The organism is Escherichia sp. 94.0001 (assembly GCF_013369155.2).
Taxonomy (GTDB): domain Bacteria; phylum Pseudomonadota; class Gammaproteobacteria; order Enterobacterales; family Enterobacteriaceae; genus Escherichia; species Escherichia coli_F.
In genome coordinates, this window is the sequence record NZ_JABWMS020000025.1 from 1 (window position 1) to 24688 (window position 24688).

At 50.2% G+C, this 24688-nt stretch carries 19 protein-coding genes; 6 read left to right on the top strand and 13 right to left on the bottom strand.

The features are described 5' to 3' along the window. Positions 1–171: 171 nt before the first annotated feature. From rraA to priA, 7 genes are all read right to left on the bottom strand, one after another. Entirely contained in the window at positions 172–657 is a 486-nt protein-coding gene (gene rraA / locus HEN33_RS13385; RefSeq protein ID WP_000872908.1) for a ribonuclease E activity regulator RraA, read from the bottom strand. Positions 658–749: 92 nt separating this feature from the next. After that, positions 750–1676: a 1,4-dihydroxy-2-naphthoate polyprenyltransferase gene (menA, locus tag HEN33_RS13390; protein ID WP_000139496.1), complete on the bottom strand. Its 927-nt coding sequence runs from the start codon at positions 1674–1676 to the stop codon at positions 750–752. A gap of 66 nt (positions 1677–1742) precedes the next feature. Continuing rightward, the gene (hslU, locus tag HEN33_RS13395) at positions 1743–3074 is read right to left on the bottom strand and encodes an HslU--HslV peptidase ATPase subunit (protein ID WP_001293344.1); all 1332 of its coding nucleotides are present in this window, start codon (positions 3072–3074) and stop codon (positions 1743–1745) included. Between the two features lie 9 nt (positions 3075–3083). Then, the gene (gene hslV / locus HEN33_RS13400; RefSeq protein WP_000208242.1) at positions 3084–3614 is read right to left on the bottom strand and encodes an ATP-dependent protease subunit HslV; all 531 of its coding nucleotides are present in this window, start codon (positions 3612–3614) and stop codon (positions 3084–3086) included. A 92-nt stretch (positions 3615–3706) separates the two neighbouring features. Then, positions 3707–4654, bottom strand: coding sequence for a cell division protein FtsN (gene ftsN / locus HEN33_RS13405; protein WP_001353717.1), 948 nt, complete (start codon positions 4652–4654; stop codon positions 3707–3709). Positions 4655–4745: 91 nt separating this feature from the next. Continuing rightward, positions 4746–5771, bottom strand: coding sequence for a DNA-binding transcriptional regulator CytR (gene cytR, locus HEN33_RS13410; protein WP_000644899.1), 1026 nt, complete (start codon positions 5769–5771; stop codon positions 4746–4748). Positions 5772–5926: 155 nt separating this feature from the next. After that, a complete protein-coding gene (gene priA / locus HEN33_RS13415; protein WP_024212003.1) occupies positions 5927–8125 on the bottom strand; it encodes a primosomal protein N' in 2199 nt (732 codons plus the stop codon). Between the two features lie 202 nt (positions 8126–8327). On the opposite strand from priA, the gene rpmE reads away from it, so the two are divergent. Further along, positions 8328–8540 carry a 50S ribosomal protein L31 gene (gene rpmE, locus HEN33_RS13420; RefSeq protein ID WP_000710769.1) on the top strand — a complete coding sequence of 71 codons (213 nt, stop codon included), beginning with the start codon at positions 8328–8330 and terminating at the stop codon, positions 8538–8540. Positions 8541–8600: 60 nt separating this feature from the next. On the opposite strand, the gene HEN33_RS13425 is transcribed toward rpmE, so the two are convergent. After that, a complete protein-coding gene (locus HEN33_RS13425; RefSeq protein WP_039021496.1) occupies positions 8601–9209 on the bottom strand; it encodes a YiiX family permuted papain-like enzyme in 609 nt (202 codons plus the stop codon). Positions 9210–9268: 59 nt separating this feature from the next. Further along, entirely contained in the window at positions 9269–9586 is a 318-nt protein-coding gene (gene metJ / locus HEN33_RS13430) for a met regulon transcriptional regulator MetJ (protein WP_000852812.1), read from the bottom strand. Positions 9587–9862: 276 nt separating this feature from the next. Between metJ and metB the strand changes: the two genes are divergently transcribed. Continuing rightward, positions 9863–11023, top strand: a complete 1161-nt coding sequence (gene metB / locus HEN33_RS13435; RefSeq protein ID WP_001353720.1) for a cystathionine gamma-synthase — start codon at positions 9863–9865, stop codon at positions 11021–11023. A gap of 2 nt (positions 11024–11025) precedes the next feature. Next, on the top strand, positions 11026–13458 hold the full coding sequence (gene metL, locus HEN33_RS13440; protein ID WP_000110761.1) for a bifunctional aspartate kinase/homoserine dehydrogenase II: 2433 nt from the start codon (positions 11026–11028) through the stop codon (positions 13456–13458). Between the two features lie 216 nt (positions 13459–13674). On the opposite strand, the gene HEN33_RS13445 is transcribed toward metL, so the two are convergent. The 4 genes from HEN33_RS13445 to HEN33_RS13460 all read right to left on the bottom strand — a co-directional run bounded on the left by HEN33_RS13445 (position 13675) and on the right by HEN33_RS13460 (position 19184). Then, positions 13675–14535: a nucleoside-specific channel-forming protein Tsx gene (locus tag HEN33_RS13445; protein ID WP_176263054.1), complete on the bottom strand. Its 861-nt coding sequence runs from the start codon at positions 14533–14535 to the stop codon at positions 13675–13677. A gap of 77 nt (positions 14536–14612) precedes the next feature. Continuing rightward, the gene (locus HEN33_RS13450) at positions 14613–16232 is read right to left on the bottom strand and encodes a bifunctional metallophosphatase/5'-nucleotidase (protein ID WP_105279105.1); all 1620 of its coding nucleotides are present in this window, start codon (positions 16230–16232) and stop codon (positions 14613–14615) included. Positions 16233–16272: 40 nt separating this feature from the next. Further along, complete coding sequence (locus HEN33_RS13455; RefSeq protein ID WP_001261171.1) at positions 16273–17823, bottom strand: bifunctional metallophosphatase/5'-nucleotidase; 1551 nt, start codon at positions 17821–17823, stop codon at positions 16273–16275. A 233-nt stretch (positions 17824–18056) separates the two neighbouring features. Next, a complete protein-coding gene (locus HEN33_RS13460) occupies positions 18057–19184 on the bottom strand; it encodes a hypothetical protein (RefSeq protein WP_032304240.1) in 1128 nt (375 codons plus the stop codon). Between the two features lie 132 nt (positions 19185–19316). Between HEN33_RS13460 and HEN33_RS13465 the strand changes: the two genes are divergently transcribed. The 3 genes from HEN33_RS13465 to katG all read left to right on the top strand — a co-directional run bounded on the left by HEN33_RS13465 (position 19317) and on the right by katG (position 24651). Further along, positions 19317–20870 carry a bifunctional metallophosphatase/5'-nucleotidase gene (locus tag HEN33_RS13465; RefSeq protein WP_176263053.1) on the top strand — a complete coding sequence of 518 codons (1554 nt, stop codon included), beginning with the start codon at positions 19317–19319 and terminating at the stop codon, positions 20868–20870. Positions 20871–21252: 382 nt separating this feature from the next. Then, the gene (gene metF / locus HEN33_RS13470) at positions 21253–22143 is read left to right on the top strand and encodes a methylenetetrahydrofolate reductase (RefSeq protein WP_000007523.1); all 891 of its coding nucleotides are present in this window, start codon (positions 21253–21255) and stop codon (positions 22141–22143) included. A gap of 327 nt (positions 22144–22470) precedes the next feature. Then, positions 22471–24651: a catalase/peroxidase HPI gene (katG, locus tag HEN33_RS13475; RefSeq protein WP_001297636.1), complete on the top strand. Its 2181-nt coding sequence runs from the start codon at positions 22471–22473 to the stop codon at positions 24649–24651. Positions 24652–24688 lie beyond the last annotated feature (37 nt).

Below are 24688 nucleotides of genomic sequence, written 5' to 3' on the forward strand. Positions count from 1 at the left end.
TTTTTAATGCTGCATATTTTTATGAAATGATTTATCGATAATTAATTTATATTGTCAGATGTGAACTATTGATATTTAAAATGAATTAAATAAAAACAAACGATAGTCTTTATGAATATTTTGCATATAAAAAAGGGGAATTTAATTCCCCTTTTAACGCATGGCAGGTACTTATTCAATATCCAGCGGATCTTCTGAAAGAATAATTCCGGTATTGTCGGCATAAAGATGGTCACCGGAGAAGAAGGTGACGCCGCCAAAATTAACGCGGACATCGCTTTCGCCAATGCCTTCGCCAGCGGCACCGACTGGAATTGCTGCCATCGCCTGGATGCCGATATCCAGCTCTTCCAGGTCATCTACCTGACGCACCGCGCCGTAAATGACCAGGCCTTCCCATTCATTTTGTACTGCCAGACGCGCCAGCTCAGCATCGACCAGTGCGCGACGAACAGAACCACCGCCATCAACGACGAGAACACGACCACGGCCATTCTGTTCGAGCAGATCGTACAGCAACCCGTTGTCCTCGAAACATTTTACCGTGATTATTTGTCCGCCAAACGACGCCCGTCCGCCAAAGTTGGAGAACAGCGGTTCCACGACGTTAACATCTTCTTGATAGATGTCACAAAGCTCGGAAGTATCGTATTTCATAGGCTTAACATTCAGTTGCTGCGAGAATTTTCAGTATATCGCGCTATGTGGGCTGTTGGCAAAATCATCAATTGTTAATTGATATTTGTCAGTTATGCTGCCCACTGGCTTAGGAATATCCCTAAAACAAACAGCAGGTTAGTCAGTAACGCTCCCTTGACAGTGCGTTCCAGCATCGGTCGCATCGCCACCGGGTCCATTTCCCGCATCACATAACGGGCTTGCTTCACCAGTAATGGTGCCGCCAGCAGGAACAGCCAGCCCCACAGGCTATGCAGTGAAAAGAGATTAAACAGCGCCAGACACACCAGAGAGCCCATCAGCAGGCAGGCATGATAACGACGCGCGTTCACTTCACCTAAGCGCACCACCAGCGTGTTTTTGCCATTTTCGCGGTCGCTATTGATATCACGCAGGTTATTAATGTTCAGTACTGCCGTTGCCAGCAGGCCGCATGCGGTCGCCGGAAGGATCAACGCCGGAATCAACGTATGAGCCTGTAAATACCAGCTGCCCATGACGCTTAACCAGCCAAAGAAAACCAGTACGGAAATATCACCCAGACCGATATAACCATAAGGACGATTGCCCACGGTGTAGGTGATAGCGGCAATGATCGACAACCCGCCAAGAATCAGGAAGCCGACAAAATCGGCCAGCGTATGGCACGCCACTGCAACCAGTGCCAGCCCGGAGAGACAGATGAGCACGACGGTAATAATGAGCGCCCGTTTCATCTCTTGCTGGGTAATGACCCCTTTTTGCATGCCACGTAGCGGGCCAATGCGGTCAGGTTTATCGCTGCCTTTTACTGCATCGCCGTAATCATTAGCGAGGTTAGAGAGAATTTGAAGCAGTCCGGCGGTAATCAGTGCCAGCAGGGCGACCAGCGGATCGAAGTGACCTTGCCACCATGCCAGCGCCGTCCCGACGATAATTGCAGCAAAGGCGAGGGGGAGGGTTTTAGGTCGTAAACTTTCCAGCCACGCCTGAGTTCGGCTAATTTGTTGTTCAGTCATAATACGCGCCAATAAAAATGGGGCCTTTCAGCCCCATCAAACAATGATGAAAATGATTGAACGCGATTATAGGATAAAACGGCTCAGATCTTCATCTGCCACCAACGCATCCAGATGTTTGCTCACATAATCTGCGTCAATAGTGATGGTTTGACCGCTTAAATCGCTGGCGTCGTAGGAAATCTCTTCCATTAAACGCTCCAGAACAGTATGTAAACGACGAGCACCGATGTTTTCGGTAGATTCGTTCACCTGCCATGCTGCTTCCGCGATGCGCTTAATACCGGAGTCGGTAAACTCAATATTTACGCCCTCAGTTGCCATCAGTGCTTTGTACTGCACGGTGATAGAGGCATTCGGCTCGGTCAGAATACGCTCGAAGTCGCTGGTGGTCAGTGCCTGCAGTTCAACGCGGATTGGCAGACGACCTTGCAGTTCCGGGATCAGGTCAGACGGTTTCGCAATCTGGAACGCGCCAGAAGCGATAAACAGAATGTGGTCAGTTTTGACCATCCCGTGTTTGGTGGAAACGGTGCAACCTTCTACCAGCGGCAGCAGGTCACGCTGAACACCTTCACGAGAAACATCCGGACCGGAAGACTCGCCGCGCTTACAGATTTTGTCGATTTCGTCGATAAACACGATCCCGTGCTGTTCAACGGCGTCGATAGCGTCTTGCTTCAGCTCTTCCGGATTCACCAGTTTCGCCGCTTCTTCTTCAATCAGCAGCTTCATGGCGTCTTTGATTTTCAGCTTACGCGCTTTTTGTTTCTGACCACCCAGGTTCTGGAACATGGACTGCAGCTGGCTGGTCATCTCTTCCATTCCCGGAGGCGCCATAATTTCAACGCCCATCGGTGCTGCGGCAAGATCGATCTCGATTTCTTTGTCATCGAGCTGGCCTTCACGCAGTTTTTTGCGGAATGCCTGACGAGCAGCGGACGGTTCCTGCTGTTGTTCGGTCTGTCCCCAGTTGTTTTTAGCCGGTGGGATCAGCACGTCGAGAATACGTTCTTCTGCCAGTTCTTCAGCGCGATAACGGTTTTTCTCAATAGCCTGGACGCGTACCATTTTCACGGCGGCATCGGTCAGATCGCGGATAATAGAATCCACTTCCTTACCTACATAGCCCACTTCGGTGAATTTGGTCGCTTCAACTTTAATGAACGGCGCATTCGCCAGCTTAGCCAGACGACGAGCGATTTCAGTTTTACCGACACCGGTCGGGCCGATCATCAGGATATTTTTCGGGGTCACTTCATGGCGCAGCTCTTCGTTAAGCTGCATGCGACGCCAGCGGTTACGCAGTGCAATCGCCACGGAACGCTTGGCGTTATCCTGGCCGATGATGTGTTTGTCCAGTTCGCTGACGATTTCGCGTGGGGTCATTTCAGACATGGGAGATCCTTACGCTTTGTAGCTTAATTCTTCGATGGTGTGGAAATGGTTGGTATAGATGCAAATGTCGCCTGCAATATCCAACGCCTTTTCAGCAATTTCACGGGCGCTTAGTTCAGTGTTTTCTAACAGCGCGCGTGCCGCAGCCTGGGCGTAAGGGCCGCCGGAGCCGATAGCAATAAGATCGTTTTCTGGCTGCACCACGTCACCGTTACCGGTGATGATCAGTGAAGCGGTTTCATCCGCGACTGCCAGCAGTGCTTCAAGTTTGCGTAACATGCGATCGGTACGCCAGTCTTTTGCCAGCTCAACGGCGGCTTTGACCAGATGGCCCTGATGCATTTCCAGTTTACGTTCAAACAGTTCGAACAGCGTAAAAGCATCCGCAGTACCGCCCGCAAAGCCCGCGATGACTTTGTCGTTGTACAGACGGCGGACTTTTTTCACGTTACCTTTCATTACGGTATTGCCCAACGTGGCCTGACCATCACCAGCGATGACCACATGGCCGTTACGGCGTACGCTTACTATAGTTGTCACGAGCTGACCCCTTGGTTACGAATACAGAGTACAAACCCCGTACAAAAGTACGGGGCATAATGCAATTATAGATGGGGGGGATTTTGAGGGTTTCAACCCCCGGTAGCGAGTCGAATACAGTTTGTATGACCCGCCATCTTCAGGCGATTCAGGGTGCCGTCGGCATTTTCTTTCCCTTTAATCGGGCCAATCACCACACGATTCCAGCCATTGTTGGTGGTAATTTTCGAGTCAAAGCCTTCGAACGCCAGCTGAGCACGTACCGTCTCTGCCTGTTCCGCGCCTCGGAACGAACCGCACTGTACCATCCAGCGCCGCTCGTCTTTTTTCTCCGCCGTCTGTTTTGGCGCGTCAGCGGCCCGGCTAACAGGCGCGACTTGCTGTGACTTCGGCTGCGCCGCGGCAGTGTGTGCTGGCGTTTGCAGGAGATCCTGGTACGGCTGCTGAGCCGCCTGGCGAGTCTGCTGCGTCTGGCGCGGTGGTTGCTGCGCTTGCGCGGTACGCGGTTGTTGATATGCCTGCTCAGCCTGACGCTGCTGCTGTTGAGCCGCCTGAATCTGACGCTGTTGTGCCTGACGTTGAAGCGTTTGCTGACGCTGTTCCGGCGTCTGTTCATTCCATGGGACTTCAACCAGTTGCGTTGGTTGCTGGCGCATATCAGCCTGCATTTGTTCAAGAAGCTGACGTTGTTCTGGTGTCAGTTGCTCCGGCGTTTTCACTTCACCACCGGCAGAAGGTTCTGTTGGTGCACGCACACCCGGCTGGCGACTTTCCAGCTCTTTAATGTAGCGCCAGCGTTCTTCTGGTTTCGGTGGTAATCCGTTTCCGGTCACTTTCTGGCTTTGCAGCGTCTCGGACTCTTCTTTCTTGTGATGCGTAATGAAGTACAGACCACCGATAAAGGTCACAAGAACGGCGGCAGCAATAGCGACCATTGCGGGAGAAACCGCAGGCAGATTTCGTTGCTTTTTCCGTGAGGTGCTTTTTTTTCGCCGCGAAGGTGCCGGTTGGCTGCGGCGTACATAATCTCGTTGTGCCACTATCGTTTCGCTGTATTTATTCGTTCGTCAGCCCGCCATGTTACTTAAGCGGCGGGCCTTTGACCAGTCACGGCAGTCTTAAAGGTTTACTTTAAGGTAACGCGCGTGTTGATCCCCGGATGATAAGTTCGCAGTCCATTAAACGAGAGCCACTGCCAACGTGTTGCCCCTGCATTTGATCAAGCAATAACAGCATAGCTTCCCGACCGATTTCGTAACGCGGCTGCGCGATGGTTGTCAGCGGCGGATCACAAAATTGCGTCAGGTCGATGTTATCAAAACCGATTATGGACAGATCATCCGGGACTTTCAGCCCCTGGCGTTTTGCCTGAGAAAGTGCGCCGAGCGCCATCACATCACTATGGCAGAAGACAGCAGTAGGCGGTTGCGGAAGAGCAAGCAGCTGTTGCATCGCTTTGCTTCCGGCTTCAAAGGAGAAGTCGCCCCGGGCGATGTATTGCGGATCAACCATAATGCCGCAGCGACGCAGCGCCTGAACGTAGCCTTGCAGGCGGTAGTGACACAGCGGCATCTCTTCGGGACCGGCTATACAGCCAATCCGTTTATGCCCTTGCTCATATAAATAATTTACTGCATCAAATGCGGCGGTCAGATTGTCGATATGAACTGTTGGTAGCTCCAGTTCCGGTGCAAATTCGTTCGCCATCACCATCGGCGGCAGATTACGCTGTTCCTCAATGCTGGCATCAAACGGCAGCCTTGAACCCAGCAGCAACATGCCATCAATTTGCTTGGTGATGATCAAATCGATAAAGGTTTTTTCCTGCTGATTTTGATGCGCACAGTCGCCAATCAGCACCAGATATCCGTGATTTGCCGCCGTAACTTCGATACCGCGAATAATTTCGCTAAAGAAGGGATCGCAGATATCCGGGACAATCACCAGAATGGTACGGGATTCATTACGCTTGACGTTGCGCCCCATAGGCTGCGGCAAATAACCTACTTCCCGGGCCGCTTTTTCAACCCGATTACGGGTGGCCTGGGAGACTTTATCGGGATTCATTAATGCTCGGGAGACGGTCGCTGTAGAGACTTTTGCCTTCAGGGCAACGTCTTTCATGGTCGCGGCAGTTTCCTGCTTCTTCGCTTTCACACTCACTCCTCGCCCGGCACGGCAGGCGTACTACTTCCATGTTTACTTCACATCGGCAACATTTTTAGCAGATAGCGCGTGAAAACGGTTACAGAATTTTCATGAAAAGTGTGATGAATATTGAATTTTTCGATCCGCCTCGCATCGTTTGCGCATTAGCCCTCGATGGGATCGACATCCAGCACCCATTTCACCTTACGGGAATCCGGTATTGTATTGATGAGCGCCAGCGTACCACTAATGATGTGTTGCAAGCGCACGCGGGAAGGGTGCTGCAACAATATCTGCCAGCGCCAGCGGCCACCACGCTTAGGGGCCAGTGCCGGAACCGGACCGAGAACCCACAGTTTGTCGTCTGCAAGCGGGCTGGCGAGGATCAGATTACGCAACTGTTGCAGGAACAGCGGCGCGTGCTGATTGTTATGATCTTCCGCACGCACAATCACATGGCTGGTCCACGGCGGCAGTTGCATCATGCGTCGTTCAGCCAGCGCCTGTTCGGCAAAGGCGTCGTAGCCTTTATAGAGCAATGTTTGCAACAGAGGATGTTCCGGATGGTGCGTTTGCAGCACCACTTCACCCTGTTTACCCGCACGCCCGGCACGACCGGCGACCTGGGTGTAAAGCTGGGCGAAACGCTCCGCTGAACGAAAATCCGCAGAAAACAGCGCGCCGTCTACGTCCAGTAATGCCACCAGCGTCACATCCGGAAAGTGGTGACCTTTCGCCAGCATTTGCGTGCCGATCAAAATCCTCGCACCGCCGCGATGTACTTCCGCCAGTTGTTGTTCAAGCGCCCCTTTGCGGCTGGTGGTATCGCGGTCGATACGAGAAATGGGCACACCAGGGAACATTGGCGCGAGCGTCTGTTCAAGCTGTTCGGTGCCCAGCCCCACGGGTACCAGGTGCGTGGAGCCGCAGGAAGGGCACTGGCGCGGCACCGGGCGTTGGCTGTCACAGTGGTGACAGCGCAAATGCTGTTGCGCCTGATGCAGCGTGTAGTAGTGATCGCAACGTGGGCATTCGGCAATCCAGCCGCAGTCGTGGCACAGCAAGGCAGGCGCAAAGCCACGGCGGTTAAGAAAGAGGATAACCTGGTTGTCGGCCTGTAAATGCTGGCGCATACGGGTGATTAACGCCGGAGCCAGACCAGCCTGCACCTTCTGACCTTTTAAATCCAGCACGTGTTGAATTGCCGGACGCGCATTCCCTGCCCGACGGGTCAGGCGTAGCAGGCGGTATTTTTTCTGCTGGACGTTGCATAACGTTTCCAGCGCGGGCGTTGCGGAGCCTAGAATAATCGGGATTTGCTCGCTGTGCGCACGATACACCGCCAGGTCGCGGGCATGATAGCGCCAGCCTTCCTGCTGCTTGTAGGAACTGTCGTGCTCTTCATCAATGACAATCACACCGAGATTTTTAAACGGCGTAAACAGCGCGGAGCGGGTGCCGATCACAATCGCCGCCTCACCATTTTTCGCTTTCAACCACGCCGAAAGACGCTCGCTGTCGTTCAGGCCGGAATGCAGAACTTCCACTGGCGCATTAAACCGCTCACGAAAACGGGCAATAGTTTGCGGTGTCAGGCCGATTTCCGGCACCATCACCAGCGCCTGTTTGCCCTGAGCGAGCACGTTTTCCAGCACGCTTAAATAGACTTCCGTTTTACCGGAACCGGTAACACCCGCCAGCAGCCAGGCAGAAAAAGTATCTGCCGCGCTATGAATTGCGCCAACGGCGGTGGCCTGTTCGGTATTCAATCGCAACCGTTCACCAGAAACGGCATAGTTCGTGCGCCAGTCGCTAAACTCTGGTGTTTCACTTGCTAAATCACACAGACCTTTTTTGCGCAGCGCCTGCAACGCGGCATCATTAAATTCGAGCGTGGCAACCTGATCACGCCAGATTTTGCCTTGCCGTAACGCTGCCAGCGCCTGTTGTTGCTTGGGTGAGCGTTTCAGGCTGTTCAGATCCACCGCCTGACCTTGTTCAGTGGCAAACCAGTACCACATAGGCGCGTTCGCCGCAGGCCGCCCCTGGCGTAGTAAAATCGGCAAGGCATGAAACAGCACATCGCCAATCGGATGATGATAGTAATCCGCGGCCCATAGCAGTAATCGCCAGACGGAGTGAGTAAATACCGGCTCAACGTCCAGCACTTCTACTACCGCTTTCAGCTCGTTAAGCGGCAGCTCGCTGACGTCGCTAACTGACACCACAACCCCGATACGCTCCTGCTGTTTGCCAAACGGCACGCGCACGCGACACCCGGCTTTAACCGTCATGCCTTCTGGCAGCAGATAGTCAAAGGTACGAGGAAGCGGAACGGGCAAGGCAACGTGGGCAACGGGCATAGCATCATCCTGACTTGAAATTCGGTGGGTTAGTATACACATTGCCGTAGAAGAGTGCGGATCAGTTTGCATACGCTGGTTAATTTCTGTATGATTTCGCGCCTTCGTACGAAATGATCGTATTGAAGCTATACTTTTAACATCGCGTGGTGTCTGGCGTTAGGGCTGGAAGAGCGACGCGGCCTTAAACCGAGGTTTTCCCATGAAAAAAGATATTCACCCGAAATACGAAGAAATTACTGCTAGCTGCTCTTGCGGTAACGTAATGAAAATCCGCTCCACCGTTGGTCATGACCTGAACCTCGACGTGTGCAGCAAGTGCCACCCGTTCTTCACTGGCAAACAGCGTGATGTTGCTACCGGTGGCCGTGTTGACCGCTTCAACAAGCGTTTCAACATCCCGGGCAGCAAATAAGACCGGATTTCCGAAAAAAGCGCCGCACGGCGCTTTTTTTGTGCCTGAATTTTGGTCGTATTACCACGAAAACAGCGGCCATTCTTTGGCGACTGTGGTGAGTTGTGGCGCATCGAAAACGGCTTGTGGCGAGACCACCGTTTCCTCAAGCGGAATATTTTTCCCGTAACGTTCTTTGAGCTTCGCCTGAACCAGCGGGTTGCTGAGATCGAACTCTTTCAGTTTTTGCTGTTCACCCACGCGCATTCCCAGTGCGTTCTGGTAAACCTTCCACACTACTTCCGAACAGTACTGGCGATCATCACTCCACGAGAAGCTGAAATCGTACGGTTTGCCGAGATAACGTTTTGCCGTTTGCGCCAGTTTTTGCTGTTGTTCAACACTCAGTCCGCCTTCAACGCGGCGAACAACGTATTTGCCCTTTTCACCATGGGCGATCCACTGCTTGAGCGGGGTGTATTTCACCGGGCCGACCGCTTCAAAAACGTAGGGCTTTTTGTTACGCATCACCAGCATACCGGTGTGGCTGTAATCGGAATGGGTCGCCAGTTGGATTGCTTTACTTTGCGATGAGCGAGAGATCTGAAAGATGATGTCGCCAGTTTCCGGCTGCCAGGCAAGGGCAGGCACAGAAACCAGCATGCTGAGGATCAGTAGCCTGTATTTCATAGTTAAACGTCCATGTATGAAAAAAGCGGCTGGTTAACTCCGCGCCGCTCTTTTCCGCTTTAGTATTCCCACGTTTCCGGGTTAATCCCCATCTCACGCATGATCTCTTTTGCCGCTTCCGGGATTTCGTCGCTGCGCTCTTTACGCAGGTCGGCATCATCCGGCAGAGGTTGCCCGGTAAAGGCATGCAGAAACGCTTCGCACAGCAGCTCGCTGTTGGTAGCGTGACGCAGGTTGTTCACCTGACGACGCGTGCGTTCATCGGTGAGGATTTTTAACACCTTAAGAGGAATGGAAACCGTAATCTTTTTGACTTGTTCACTCTTCTTGCCGTGCTCAGCGTATGGGCTGATATATTCGCCGCTCCATTCAGCCATGAGATACTTAATCCTCTTCGTCAATAAATTGAGACCAGACCACACAATTTATGTGGGTACTGACCGTAAACCCGCATAGTTTACCGTACAGGCGTTACCGTGACATCGTGTAATGCACCTGTCGGCGTGATAATGCATATAATTTTAACGGCTATTTGGGATTTGCTCAATCTATACGCAAAGAAGTTTAGATGTCCAGATGTATTGACGTCCATTAACACAATGTTTACTCTGGTGCCTGACATTTCACCGACCAAGCCCAGGGAACTTCATCACATGACGCGTAAACAGGCCACCATCGCAGTGCGTAGCGGGTTAAATGACGACGAACAGTATGGTTGCGTTGTCCCTCCCATCCATCTTTCCAGCACCTATAACTTTACCGGATTTAATGAACCGCGCGCGCATGATTACTCGCGTCGCGGCAACCCAACGCGCGATGTGGTTCAGCGTGCGCTGGCTGAACTGGAAGGCGGTGCTGGTGCAGTGCTGACTAATACCGGCATGTCTGCCATCCACCTGGTAACGACCGTCTTTTTGAAACCTGGCGATTTGCTGGTTGCACCGCACGACTGCTACGGCGGCAGCTATCGCCTGTTCGACAGCCTGGCGAAACGCGGCTGTTATCGCGTGCTGTTTGTTGATCAAGGAGATGAGCAGGCATTGCAGGCGGCACTGGCGGAAAAACCTAAACTGGTGCTGGTAGAAAGCCCAAGTAATCCATTGTTACGCGTCGTGGATATTGCGAAAATCTGCCATCTGGCAAGGGAAGTCGGGGCGGTGAGCGTGGTGGATAACACCTTCTTAAGCCCGGCATTACAAAATCCACTGGCATTAGGTGCCGATCTGGTGTTGCATTCATGCACGAAATATCTGAACGGTCACTCAGATGTAGTGGCTGGCGTGGTGATTGCTAAAGACCCGGACGTTGTCACCGAACTGGCCTGGTGGGCAAACAATATTGGTGTGACGGGCGGCGCGTTTGACAGCTATCTGCTGCTACGCGGGTTGCGAACGCTGGTGCCGCGTATGGAGCTGGCGCAGCGCAACGCGCAGGCGATTGTGAAATATCTGCAAACCCAGCCGTTGGTGAAAAAACTGTATCACCCGTCGCTGCCGGAAAATCAGGGGCATGAAATTGCCGCGCGCCAGCAAAAAGGCTTTGGCGCAATGTTGAGTTTTGAACTGGATGGCGATGAGCAGACGCTGCGTCGTTTCCTGGGCGGGTTGTCGTTGTTTACGCTGGCGGAATCATTAGGGGGAGTGGAAAGTTTAATCTCTCACGCCGCAACCATGACACATGCAGGCATGGCACCAGAAGCGCGTGCTGCCGCCGGGATCTCCGAGACGCTGCTGCGTATCTCCACCGGTATTGAAGATGGCGAAGATTTAATTGCCGACCTGGAAAATGGCTTCCGGGCTGCAAACAAGGGGTAAAAATGAGTGTGATTGCGCAGGCAGGGGCGAAAGGTCGTCAACTGCATAAATTTGGTGGCAGTAGTCTGGCTGATGTGAAGTGTTATTTGCGTGTCGCGGGCATTATGGCGGAGTACTCTCAGCCTGACGATATGATGGTGGTTTCCGCCGCCGGTAGCACCACTAACCAGTTGATTAACTGGTTGAAACTAAGCCAGACCGATCGTCTCTCTGCGCATCAGGTTCAACAAACGCTACGTCGTTATCAGTGCGATCTGATTAGCGGCCTGCTACCCGCCGAAGAAGCCGATAGCCTCATTAGTGCCTTTATCAGCGATCTTGAGCGCCTGGCGGCGTTGCTCGACAGCGGTATTAACGATGCGGTGTATGCGGAAGTGGTGGGCCACGGTGAAGTGTGGTCGGCGCGCCTGATGTCTGCGGTACTTAATCAACAAGGGCTGCCAGCGGCCTGGCTTGATGCCCGCGAGTTTTTACGCGCTGAACGCGCCGCGCAGCCGCAGGTTGATGAAGGGCTTTCTTACCCGTTGCTGCAACAGCTACTGGTACAACATCCGGGCAAACGTCTGGTGGTGACCGGGTTTATCAGCCGTAACAACGCCGGTGAAACGGTGCTGCTGGGGCGTAACGGTTCCGACTATTCCGCGACACAAATCGGTGCGCTGGCGGGGGTTTCCCGCGTAACCATCTGGAGCGATGTCGCCGGGGTATATAGTGCCGACCCGCGTAAAGTGAAAGATGCCTGTCTGCTGCCATTGCTGCGTCTTGATGAAGCCAGCGAACTGGCGCGTCTTGCCGCGCCAGTGTTGCACGCGCGTACTTTACAGCCAGTTTCTGGCAGTGAAATCGACCTGCAGCTGCGCTGTAGCTATACACCGGATCAAGGTTCCACGCGCATTGAACGCGTGCTGGCTTCCGGTACTGGCGCGCGTATTGTCACCAGCCACGATGATGTCTGTTTGATTGAGTTTCAGGTGCCCGCCAGTCAGGATTTCAAACTGGCGCATAAAGAGATTGACCAAATCCTGAAACGCGCGCAGGTGCGTCCACTGGCGGTTGGCGTGCATAACGATCGCCAGTTGCTGCAATTTTGCTACACCTCGGAAGTGGCCGACAGTGCGCTGAAAATCCTCGACGAAGCAGGATTACCCGGCGAACTGCGTCTGCGCCAGGGGCTGGCGCTGGTGGCGATGGTTGGGGCGGGCGTCACCCGTAACCCGCTGCATTGCCACCGCTTCTGGCAGCAGCTGAAAGGCCAGCCGGTCGAGTTTACCTGGCAGTCCGATGACGGCATCAGCCTGGTGGCAGTACTGCGTACCGGACCTACCGAAAGCCTGATTCAGGGCCTGCATCAGTCCGTCTTCCGCGCAGAAAAACGCATTGGCCTGGTGCTGTTCGGTAAGGGCAATATCGGTTCCCGCTGGCTGGAACTGTTCGCCCGTGAGCAGAGCACGCTCTCGGCGCGCACCGGCTTTGAATTTGTGCTGGCAGGCGTGGTAGATAGCCGCCGCAGCCTGTTGAGCTATGACGGGCTGGACGCCAGCCGCGCGCTAGCCTTCTTTAATGATGAAGCCGTCGAGCAGGATGAAGAGTCGCTATTCCTGTGGATGCGTGCCCATCCGTATGATGATTTAGTGGTGCTGGACGTTACCGCCAGTCAGCAACTGGCCGATCAATACCTCGATTTCGCCAGCCACGGTTTCCACGTCATCAGTGCCAACAAACTGGCGGGAGCGAGCGACAGCAATAAATATCGCCAGATCCACGACGCGTTCGAAAAAACCGGGCGTCACTGGCTATACAACGCCACCGTCGGCGCAGGTTTGCCGATCAACCATACCGTGCGCGATCTGATCGACAGCGGCGACACTATTTTGTCGATCAGCGGGATCTTCTCCGGCACACTCTCCTGGCTGTTCCTGCAATTCGACGGTAGCGTGCCGTTTACCGAGCTGGTGGATCAGGCGTGGCAGCAGGGCTTAACTGAACCTGACCCGCGTGATGACCTCTCCGGCAAAGACGTGATGCGCAAGCTGGTGATTCTGGCGCGTGAAGCGGGTTACAACATTGAACCGGACCAGGTGCGTGTTGAATCACTGGTGCCAACCCATTGCGAAGGTGGAAGCATCGACCATTTCTTTGAAAATGGCGATGAACTTAATGAGCAGATGGTACAACGGTTGGAAGCGGCCCGTGAAATGGGGCTGGTGTTGCGCTACGTGGCGCGTTTCGATGCCAACGGCAAAGCGCGAGTAGGCGTGGAAGCGGTGCGAGAAGACCATCCGCTGGCATCACTACTACCGTGCGATAACGTCTTTGCCATCGAAAGCCGCTGGTATCGCGACAACCCGCTGGTGATCCGTGGGCCAGGCGCAGGGCGCGACGTCACCGCCGGGGCGATTCAGTCGGATATTAACCGTCTGGCGCAGTTGTTGTAGTGATTATTGAACAAAAGCTGGCAGTTGCCAGCTTTTGTTGTCACCTCTAAACCACCTCCTGCGGAGGTGGTGATTGATTGTCATTTTGCCTTTGGTCAGTGCCCCGGTAATAAGGGGGCTTTTGTGTTGAGCGATGAATTCACAGTGTGAATGGTGAAGTTATTTATGACAATTACAAAATGGCATTAAGTAAAAATATCTAAAACATCACCTGATTTAAAATTGATAACCAATAGTAGTATAGGTTCCCCATCCTGTGTTTTTTAATTCAAATGGACCATCTCCGAAGTTAACTTTCTCCCCAGCATTCCATTGTCCACCGTTGTGAAAATAACGTAGTGTAAATGCAAATTTCCAGTGTTCATATAGCAGGGAAAGGATATGGCTTGAAGCAATAGCATTACTGGTTCGTTTATTATTGTGTGATTTGTCCGCAAGATCGGAGCCAAAATCAAAGTTAGTAAAACTATTGTATACCAATCGCCCTCCGAATAAATGGGTAAGAGGAATGCTATATTTTATTTTGAATCGATATCCGTCCCATTCATTTTCATTAGCGGCACCATAGTTTTGCCACTGATACTTGGCGTATATATTGGCAGAAAGCTTAATTGGTAGACCCGTGTCGATATCTGTACCAAGCCCCATATACCATGTACTTTGCCGGGATGACTGGTTGTCACCCATATCATAGACATAGTTGTTTGCAATGAACCATTCTTTAAAAGGGCCGAACGCAAGATTTAATCCGGTCAATTTGTCAATGGAAAACCGAGGTTCTATTTCCGTAAATAGTGGTGAGCCCTCATCCCAGATCCCAACATCATAGTGACTGCCGACGCCAAAGAATTTTGGTAGATCAACATAACCATAAAAATCAAACCAGTCTTTTCTTCCTGCTACAGTATATTCAGGGTAGAGGTCGTTAGTCAGCCTTGGGCCAAAGCGAGAGTCTGTGCGACCAATGACATTCAAGCTTTGATGTAACCAGCCTTCCTCACTTTTAATTTCCTGAACGTTTCCAATGCAAGGTATTAATAGAATCGATAAAGCTATCCCGTGCTTTTTTATACACATAAATATATCTCATTATCTATTGTTGATTTAGAGAAAATAATGCCATTCAGTGAATGAATGGCATTATAATTTTTTTATTATTTGCTAACGTCCACCCGCATTTCATTTACCTGTGCAGGCGTAATCTTGTGGCCTTTCTTCAAATAATCGATCACGACATCGGACATGTTATTTCCGGCGCGGACCTGAACATTTTTCCCTTCTTTGAATGCCAGAAAACCATCGCCCCCCAGTGCAAGGAAAGTCGTTGTTGCAACATGGTAAATATTCGTATCAACGATCTCTTCACCATTAATTTTAAAAGATACTATGCGCTGACCTACTGGTTTCTGCGGGGTATAGCGCATTTCTGCGCCTTTTGACATTTGCAGGATGCCATTGGTAAGCGATGCCCCGTGTTCCAGTAGGTTACGCAGATCCTTACCGCTGAGATCCATTTCAGTAAGTTCATTCTTGAAGGGGAATGTACTGGTAATGTCGCCAAAGGTAATCGTGCCTGCATTTATATCCGCACGTAAGCTGCCGGAGTTTATCAATGCAATCTGTGCAGTCGGAGCAGCGACAAGCATTGCATCGGTAAACAGGTTGCCTAGTTGCGATGACTCACCATAGGCGCGAGTTAATGCAATCGATGATTCACCTACTGGTTGGCGTACAATATCCGCCAGTTTTTTATTCCAGCCATTGATAACTTTTTGTGTCGTTGGATCGGGTATCCATTCATCGGCATAAACTGTTTTCAGCTCAAAGCTCTTCATTTTATGGGTACGAGCTGTAGGGTTGACATCAAGGACTAATTTACCAATATCGATACCGCCACTATCAGTTGAAAGGATTAAGGTGTTGCCGACTTTGATTGGTTCTGGCGTCCCGACGTGGGCATGCCCGGTAATCAGAATATCCAATCCTTTCACCTTGCTAGCGGTTTGAATATCTTTATCAAGAGCGCGTCTAACATCTGTATTGCCAATGCTGGACTGACGCGCCGGAACGCCTTCATGAACCAGCGCCACAGTGAGGTCAACCTTATCACGTAACTCGTCGATATAATGCTGCAAATACTTCACTTCATCACGTGCTTCAATCCCCTGATTCTTAAGGGTCTCGGAAGATTTATCAAAGCGGTTATTATTGTCATTATCGAGTCCCTGGAGAGAGAGCTCCGAGACCGTATCATTAAATGCAAATACGCCGTGTAGCCCAATAATACCAATCTTGATGCCATCTTTTTCCAGGATGGTGTAGGGCTTGTTCCAGAAGGGTTTCTCACTCTCTTTATGATAAACATTGCCCAATAAAACAGGAAAATTCGCTTTGCTTAATTGTCGCAGGGCATTATCCCAGCCATGGTCAAACTCATGATTACCGATTGATACTGCGTCAAAAGGCATGGTATTCATAATGTCAATTATTGCTTCGCCCTTTGTCAGACTGCTGATATAAGGGCCGGTGAAATAGTCTCCAGCATCAAAATAAAAGGTGGCTTTATTTTTCGCTTTCTCTTGTTTTACTAAAGTAGATATATTGGCAAAGCCGCCAATGTCGCGTTTTCCGTCTGCGATATACGGCACTTTATAAGAATCCACATGAGCGTGAAGATCATTTGTATAAATAATCGTGACATCCTGCGCCATGACTGAGACCGAAAAAATAGTCAGCAATGTTGCGGAAAGTAAAGTACGCTGCACTGTTTTCATTCGCATTCCTTGTTAAATAAATAGACTGATAAATGATATTTTATTTGGCGACGTCCATGACTCGTTTAGTTAAGTCTGGGGTGACAGGTTTATGATTTTTGAAATAATCGATGATTGATTCCGCCGAGGTTGTTCCCGGTATCGTCTTCACATTTTTTCCATTCAAAAATGCTTCAAAACCGTCACCACCACTGGCACAAAAGGAGTGCGTGGCAATACGATATGTTTGATTATCTTCCACGGGTTTGCCGTTAATGGTGAAAGAGATTAACCGTTGGTTGAGTGGTTTTTTGCTGTCATAGACAACCGCAACGCTTTTTGAAACCTGTAACACACCGTTAGTTAGATTGGTTGCATGCGTCATCAACGATTTGAGATCGCGGCCCGTCAAATCCATCTCGATGAGGTCATTATTAAAGGGGAATGTGCTAATAACATCTCCCAGTGTGATATCACCTTTAGGAAAATCAGCTCGCATCCCACCGCTATTTTGAAATCCGGCAATGGCATCAGGTGTTTTTTCCATCATTGCATCTAGAATAAGGTTACCGGTAGAAGAAGAACTGCCATACTCACGTGTTAAAACTACGGGAGAATGGCCGACAACTTCCTGTGTTATTTTGTTAAGTTTTACGCTCCATTTATCGATAGTATTTTGAACGATGGTGTCAGGTTTAAATTGATCTGCAAAGATGGTGATTAACTCACCATTATAACTATCAATTTTCTTTGTTTTCGGATTGTAATCAAGCACAAGTTTTCCGATGTCGGTGCCGTATGCATCGGTAGATACAATTAATGTGTTATTAACTTTTATTGGTTGCGGTGTTCCGACATGTGCGTGACCGGTAATTAAGACATCAACACCATTCACTTTTTTAGCTGTCTCAATATCTGCCTGTAGTAGCCGCTCCACATCTTTACTACCAAAGCTTGATTGACGCGCCGGAACACCTTCGTGAATTAGCAAAACGGTAATGTCGACTTTACCTTTTAATTCTGCAAGTGCTTTATTTAAATATTTAATTTCGTCTCTGGCTTCTACGCCTTCACGTGCTTTTGCCGCGACTGTATCATAGAAAGCGAATGCACCATGCAATCCAATCACACCAATCTTTAAACCATCTTTTTCGATAATGGTCCACGGATGATCCCAAACTGGTTTATTTGTATCGGTGTAGTAAATATTTCCCAGCAGAATGGGGAATTTTGCTTTTGATAACTGAGATACCATATTGGGCACGCCGTGATCGAACTCGTGATTACCAACGGACACCGCATCAAAGGGCATGGTGTTCATGATATCAATAATAGCTTCACCTTTGGTCAGGGTACTGATATACGGACCGGTAAAATAGTCGCCTGCATCAAAGAAAAAGACATCTTTGTTTTTTTTCTTCGCTTCATTAACGATGCCTGCAATATTAGCCATACCACCTACAAGTCTGTTCTTATCAACAGCGGGAATTTTTGCCGGATTGACATGTGCGTGAATATCATTCGTATAATAAATAGTAACGTCCTGAGCTAGTATACTGTGAGAAAACATCACGCTGAATATGACTGATAAAGTCGTAAATACAGTTCTCATCATCCCTCCTTGATAGGGGTTGTTACATTGATTGAATTATTTAAATAAAAGGAACACCGTGTCTTATTTTTATGTAAGCATAGGTCAGGAAAGTATTATGTGATCTTAGTAACAAATAATGTTATTAATTAAACATTGACTGTGATTATATTTTTTCAGTCATACATTCATATATTTAATTAAATGAGAAATAGTGATCCCATTAATTTATGGTCGTTTGTCGAGTGTATTGACTAACAAGATGGAGTGAGCGATTCATTGTATTTTAACGCCAGTGAGGTCAGCATTTTCGTTACGCGACCTGCGGATAATAACGCGCTTTGGGTAAAGTCGTGTTGGTCTGTCAGCCATGTGATAAAGCAACGACTGGTTGCCAGAGAAACATTTGCGCCCCTTTCTAAGGAGACTCCTGTGAGCAGGCAGACCATCTTGCTGTTATTCCCCTGCCCCCAGCGTTGCCACTGATTTTGCCACCAACCATGGTATGTCGTTCCCTGAAAATGCCAGGGAATATCAGCGTTACGGTCGCTGATTTCTTCTTCTACGAACCAAAGTTCGCCTTGTTGTTGGCGGAACTGATCTGCCCAGGCTGTAATAATTGCGCCTCTCAGAAAACATTCGTGTGAAATGATATGCGTTTTGACATGTGGAAAGCGGATTTTCAGTATTCTGAAATGCCCGTGTGCCGTGATAACCGGGCGTAGTATGGCTCCCTTGCCATTGCGCTTGAGCACAGCACTGCCATACTGAATTTCATCGAACTGGCTCCGGCGCAAGAATTGCGCTTCACGCATATCTACCCTCTGCACAATATCGCTATGGTGCTCAGTTGGTTCTGTATTGCCTCTGTAACTGTACCGCAGACTGTCTCCTGTCTGATGTTGCGTATAATTCGTGGAGAGATGAAGGATGTTGCCACGAGTGGCGTCAAGACTGACTAAAACATAGAGCTTTTGTAGTGCGCTGGCTCCTTGAAAGGGCATGAACAGTTGAACGGTTTCAATGGACTGGGGATACGTAATTTCTCTTGCTGGCTGCTGTTTCGGAGTCCAGACTTTTTTGCATGAACGGCATTGAACGCGTTGTGTTCCATGCGGGTTGTGGCCATAAAAAATCTTTTCTTTACAATAGCATGATGGACAAAAATGCCCTGTTTCTATGGCACACGCAGTCATGTGAACTGACAACCAGTCACGAAATTGTTGTTCATCAAACAAAGGGGGGTAACTTCCGCATGCCTGGCAGTGCAGTGCCGGAAAACCCAGTTTATAGTCTGGCCAACTGTAATCTTCCGATGAGGCCAATCCCAAATTTCGACAACCGAACGTTTTACAGACATTAATCGCAAACAGATTTGACATATATCACCAACGATTTCATAAGGTCGTTGATTTTGTCCTACAGTTATTGCCTCTGGATGTGAGTATTCTCACATAAAAAAGCCTTTCAGAACGTAATGTAGCAATCCTTTATCTCACTGGAAGGGATTGTTTATGAAAATTAAAATGCTTGCTGCGGGTATCGCATTAACACTGCCGTTCTGGGCCTGCGCCAAAGATGTCACCATTATTTATACTAACGACCTCCATGCACATGTAGAGCCCTATAAAGTACCGTGGATCGCTGACGGTAAACGGGATATTGGCGGCTGGGCAAATATCACTACGCTGGTTAAACAAGAGAAAGCTAAAAACAAAGCGACCTGGTTTTTTGATGCGGGTGACTATTTTACCGGGCCGTATATCAGCAGCCTGACTAAAGGCAAGGCGATTATCGATATTATGAATACCATGCCGTTCGATGCGGCCACTATAGGTAATCATGAATTTGATCACGGCTGGGACAATACGTTATTACAGTTGAGTCAGGCAAAATTCCCGATTGTGCAGGGTAATGTTTTTTATCAGAACAGCAGTAAATCATTCTGGGATAAGCCATATACCATTATTGAAAAAGACGGCGTGAAAATTGGTGTTATAGGTTTGCACGGTGTATTTGCCTTTAATGATACGGTATCTGCGGCAACGCGAGTGGGTATTGAGGCGCGTGATGAAATTAAATGGCTACAACGTTATATCGATGAACTCAAAGGCAAGGTTGATTTGACCGTTGCGCTGATTCACGAAGGTGTTCCGGCCCGCCAGTCCAGTATGGGAGGCACAGATGTGCGTCGCGCACTGGATAAAGATATTCAGACGGCAAGTCAGGTGAAAGGGCTGGATATTTTGATCACCGGGCATGCACATGTGGGTACGCCGGAACCGATTAAAGTCGGCAATACGCTCATCCTCTCCACTGACAGCGGTGGGATTGATGTCGGTAAACTGGTACTGGACTACAAAGAGAAGCCGCATGATTTTACGGTGAAAAACTTCGAGCTTAAAACCATTTACGCCGATGAGTGGAAGCCCGATGCGCAAACAAAACAGGTGATTGATAGTTGGAATAAAAAGCTGGATGAAGTGGTGCAACAAACGGTGGCGCAATCGGCAGTTGAATTAAAACGTGCCTATGGTGAATCGGCTTCCCTCGGGAACCTGGCGGCGGACGCTTTGCTGGCAGCGGCGGGTAAAAATACCCAGTTGGCGTTAACCAACTCTGGCGGGATTCGCAATGAGATCCCGGCGGGTGCAATTACGATGGGTGGCGTCATCAGTACCTTCCCGTTCCCCAACGAACTGGTGACGATGGAACTCACGGGTAAACAATTACGCAGTTTGATGGAACACGGCGCAAGTTTAAGTAATGGCGTTTTACAGGTATCGAAAGGCCTGGAAATGAAGTACGACAGCAGCAAGCCGGTTGGTCAGCGGGTTATCTCACTGACTTTGAATGGCAAACCGATTGAAGATGCGACGGTTTACCACATTGCCACTCAGAGTTTCCTTGCTGATGGTGGAGATGGTTTTACCGCGTTTACCGAGGGTAAAGCGCGCAATACGACGGGCGGTTATTACGTTTATCACGCGGTGGTTGATTACTTTAAAGCGGGTAACACCATCACGGATGAACAGATCAACGGTATGCGCGTGAAAGATATTAAATAAAAGTACGCACTGAGTTGACTCTACTGTTTGTTACCCGTTGATTTCGCAGATTCTGTATTCGGCCTACACGAGAGCGCAGGCCGAATCAGATGCTTTAGCATCACCATCTGGTGGCAGGGCGTTGTTTTTCGAATGAGAACAGGTGCCGTTGTGTTGCCTGTATATCAGTCAAAACGAGTGAGGTTGATTGCGCTATAAAGAAATCTCTTTATTACCTCTCATTAAGATGAGTTTTTTTCATCTTCCCTGATTTTTCCTCACCATCATTGGTCATTTTTCGGTTGACGCCCTTCAGCTTTTCCTTCATCTTTACATCTGGACGTCTAAACGGATAGATGTGCACAACACAACATATAACGACAAGCGATTGATGAGGTAAGGTATGAGCTTTTTTCACGCCAGCCAGCGGGATGCCCTGAATCAGAGTCTGGCAGAAGTCCAGGGGCAGATTAACGTTTCGTTCGAGTTTTTCCCGCCGCGTACCAGTGAAATGGAGCAGACCCTGTGGAACTCCATCGATCGCCTTAGCAGCCTGAAACCGAAGTTTGTATCGGTGACCTATGGCGCGAACTCCGGCGAGCGCGACCGTACGCACAGCATTATCAAAGGCATCAAAGATCGCACTGGTCTGGAAGCAGCACCACATCTGACCTGTATTGATGCGACACCCGACGAGTTGCGCACCATTGCACGCGACTACTGGAACAACGGTATTCGCCATATCGTGGCGCTGCGTGGCGACCTGCCGCCGGGAAGTGGTAAGCCAGAAATGTATGCCTCTGACCTGGTGACGCTGTTAAAAGAAGTGGCAGATTTCGATATCTCCGTGGCAGCGTATCCGGAAGTACATCCGGAAGCGAAAAGCGCTCAGGCGGATTTGCTCAACCTGAAACGCAAAGTCGATGCCGGAGCCAACCGCGCCATTACTCAGTTCTTCTTTGATGTCGAAAGCTACCTGCGTTTTCGTGACCGCTGCGTCTCGGCAGGCATTGATGTGGAAATCATTCCGGGCATTTTGCCGGTATCTAACTTTAAACAGGCGAAGAAATTTGCCGATATGACCAACGTACGTATTCCGGCGTGGATGGCGCAAATGTTTGACGGGCTGGATGACGATGCCGAAACCCGCAAACTGGTGGGCGCAAATATCGCGATGGATATGGTGAAGATTTTAAGCCGTGAAGGAGTGAAAGATTTCCACTTCTATACGCTTAACCGCGCTGAAATGAGTTATGCAATTTGCCATACGCTGGGTGTTCGTCCTGGTTTATAAATAGTGCACCTTTTGTGAAAATCACACTGTGATCACAAATTTTAAACAGAGCACAAAATGCTGCCTCGAAATGCGAGTGAGAAAATAAGGTAGTCAGCCTTGTTTTCTCCCTCATTTCTTGAAGAATACGAAGCTAAAACCTTTTTTATAAAGCATTTGTCCGATATCGGACATAATCAAAAAAGCTTAATTACGATCAATTTGATCTACATCTCTTTAACCAACAATATGTAAGATCTCAACTATCGCATCCGTGGATTAATTCAATTATAACTTCTCTCTAACGCTGTGTATCGTAACGGTAACACTGTAGAGGGGAGCACATTGATGAGCACGTCAGACGATATCCATAACACGACAGCCACTGGCAAATGCCCGTTTCATCAGGGCGGTCACGACCAGAGCGCGGGGGCGGGCACAACCACTCGCGACTGGTGGCCAAATCAACTCCGTGTTGACCTGTTAAACCAACATTCTAATCGTTCTAACCCGCTGGGTGAGGACTTTGACTACCGCAAAGAATTCAGCAAATTAGATTACTACGGCCTGAAAAAAGATCTGAAAGCCCTGCTGACAGAATCTCAACCGTGGTGGCCCGCCGACTGGGGCAGCTACGCCGGTCTGTTTATTCGTATGGCCTGGCACGGCGCGGGTACTTACCGTTCAATCGACGGTCGCGGCGGCGCGGGTCGTGGTCAGCAACGTTTTGCACCGCTGAACTCCTGGCCGGATAACGTAAGCCTCGATAAAGCGCGTCGCCTGTTGTGGCCAATCAAACAGAAATATGGTCAGAAAATCTCCTGGGCCGACCTGTTTATCCTCGCGGGTAACGTGGCGCTGGAAAACTCAGGCTTCCGTACCTTCGGTTTTGGTGCCGGTCGTGAAGACGTCTGGGAACCGGATCTGGACGTTAACTGGGGTGATGAAAAAGCCTGGCTGACTCACCGTCATCCGGAAGCGCTGGCGAAAGCACCGCTGGGCGCAACCGAGATGGGCCTGATTTACGTTAACCCGGAAGGCCCGGATCACAGCGGCGAACCGCTTTCTGCGGCAGCAGCCATCCGCGCGACCTTCGGCAACATGGGCATGAACGACGAAGAAACCGTGGCGCTGATTGCGGGTGGTCATACGTTGGGTAAAACCCACGGTGCCGGTCCGACTTCTAACGTAGGTCCTGATCCAGAAGCTGCACCGATTGAAGAACAAGGTTTAGGCTGGGCGAGCACTTACGGCAGCGGCGTTGGCGCAGATGCCATCACCTCTGGTCTGGAAGTGGTCTGGACTCAGACACCGACCCAGTGGAGCAACTATTTCTTCGAGAACCTGTTCAAATATGAGTGGGTACAGACCCGCAGCCCGGCTGGCGCAATCCAGTTCGAAGCGGTAGACGCACCGGAAATTATCCCGGATCCGTTTGATCCGTCGAAGAAACGTAAACCGACAATGCTGGTCACCGACCTGACGCTACGTTTTGATCCTGAGTTCGAGAAGATCTCTCGTCGCTTCCTCAACGATCCGCAGGCGTTCAACGAAGCCTTTGCCCGTGCCTGGTTCAAACTGACGCACAGGGATATGGGGCCGAAATCTCGTTACATCGGACCGGAAGTACCGAAAGAAGATCTGATCTGGCAAGATCCGCTGCCGCAGCCGATCTACAACCCGACCGAGCAGGATATTATCGATCTGAAATTCGCGATTGCGGATTCTGGTCTGTCTGTCAGCGAACTGGTGTCGGTGGCCTGGGCGTCTGCTTCAACCTTCCGTGGTGGCGACAAACGCGGTGGTGCCAACGGTGCACGTCTGGCATTAATGCCGCAGCGCGACTGGGATGTGAACGCCGCAGCCGTTCGTGCTCTGCCAGTTCTGGAGAAAATTCAGAAAGAGTCTGGCAAAGCTTCGCTGGCGGATATCATCGTGCTGGCTGGTGTGGTTGGCGTCGAGAAAGCCGCAAGCGCCGCAGGTTTGAGCATTCATGTCCCGTTTGCGCCGGGTCGCGTTGATGCGCGTCAGGATCAAACTGACATTGAAATGTTTGAGCTGTTGGAGCCGATTGCTGACGGTTTCCGTAACTACCGCGCTCGTCTGGATGTTTCCACTACTGAGTCACTGCTGATTGATAAAGCACAGCAACTGACGCTGACCGCGCCGGAAATGACCGCGCTGGTGGGCGGGATGCGCGTACTGGGTGCCAACTTCGATGGCAGCAAAAATGGCGTCTTCACTGACCGCGTTGGTGTATTGAGCAATGACTTCTTCGTGAACTTGCTGGATATGCGTTACGAGTGGAAAGCGACCGACGAATCGAAAGAGCTGTTCGAAGGCCGTGACCGTGAAACCGGCGAAGTGAAATACACGGCCAGCCGTGCGGATCTGGTCTTTGGTTCTAACTCAGTCCTGCGTGCGGTGGCGGAAGTTTACGCCAGCAGCGATGCCCACGAGAAATTTGTTAAAGACTTCGTGGCGGCATGGGTGAAAGTGATGAACCTCGACCGTTTCGACCTGCTGTAATCTGACCTTCTTCAGCGACTGTCTGTCTGGCAGTCGC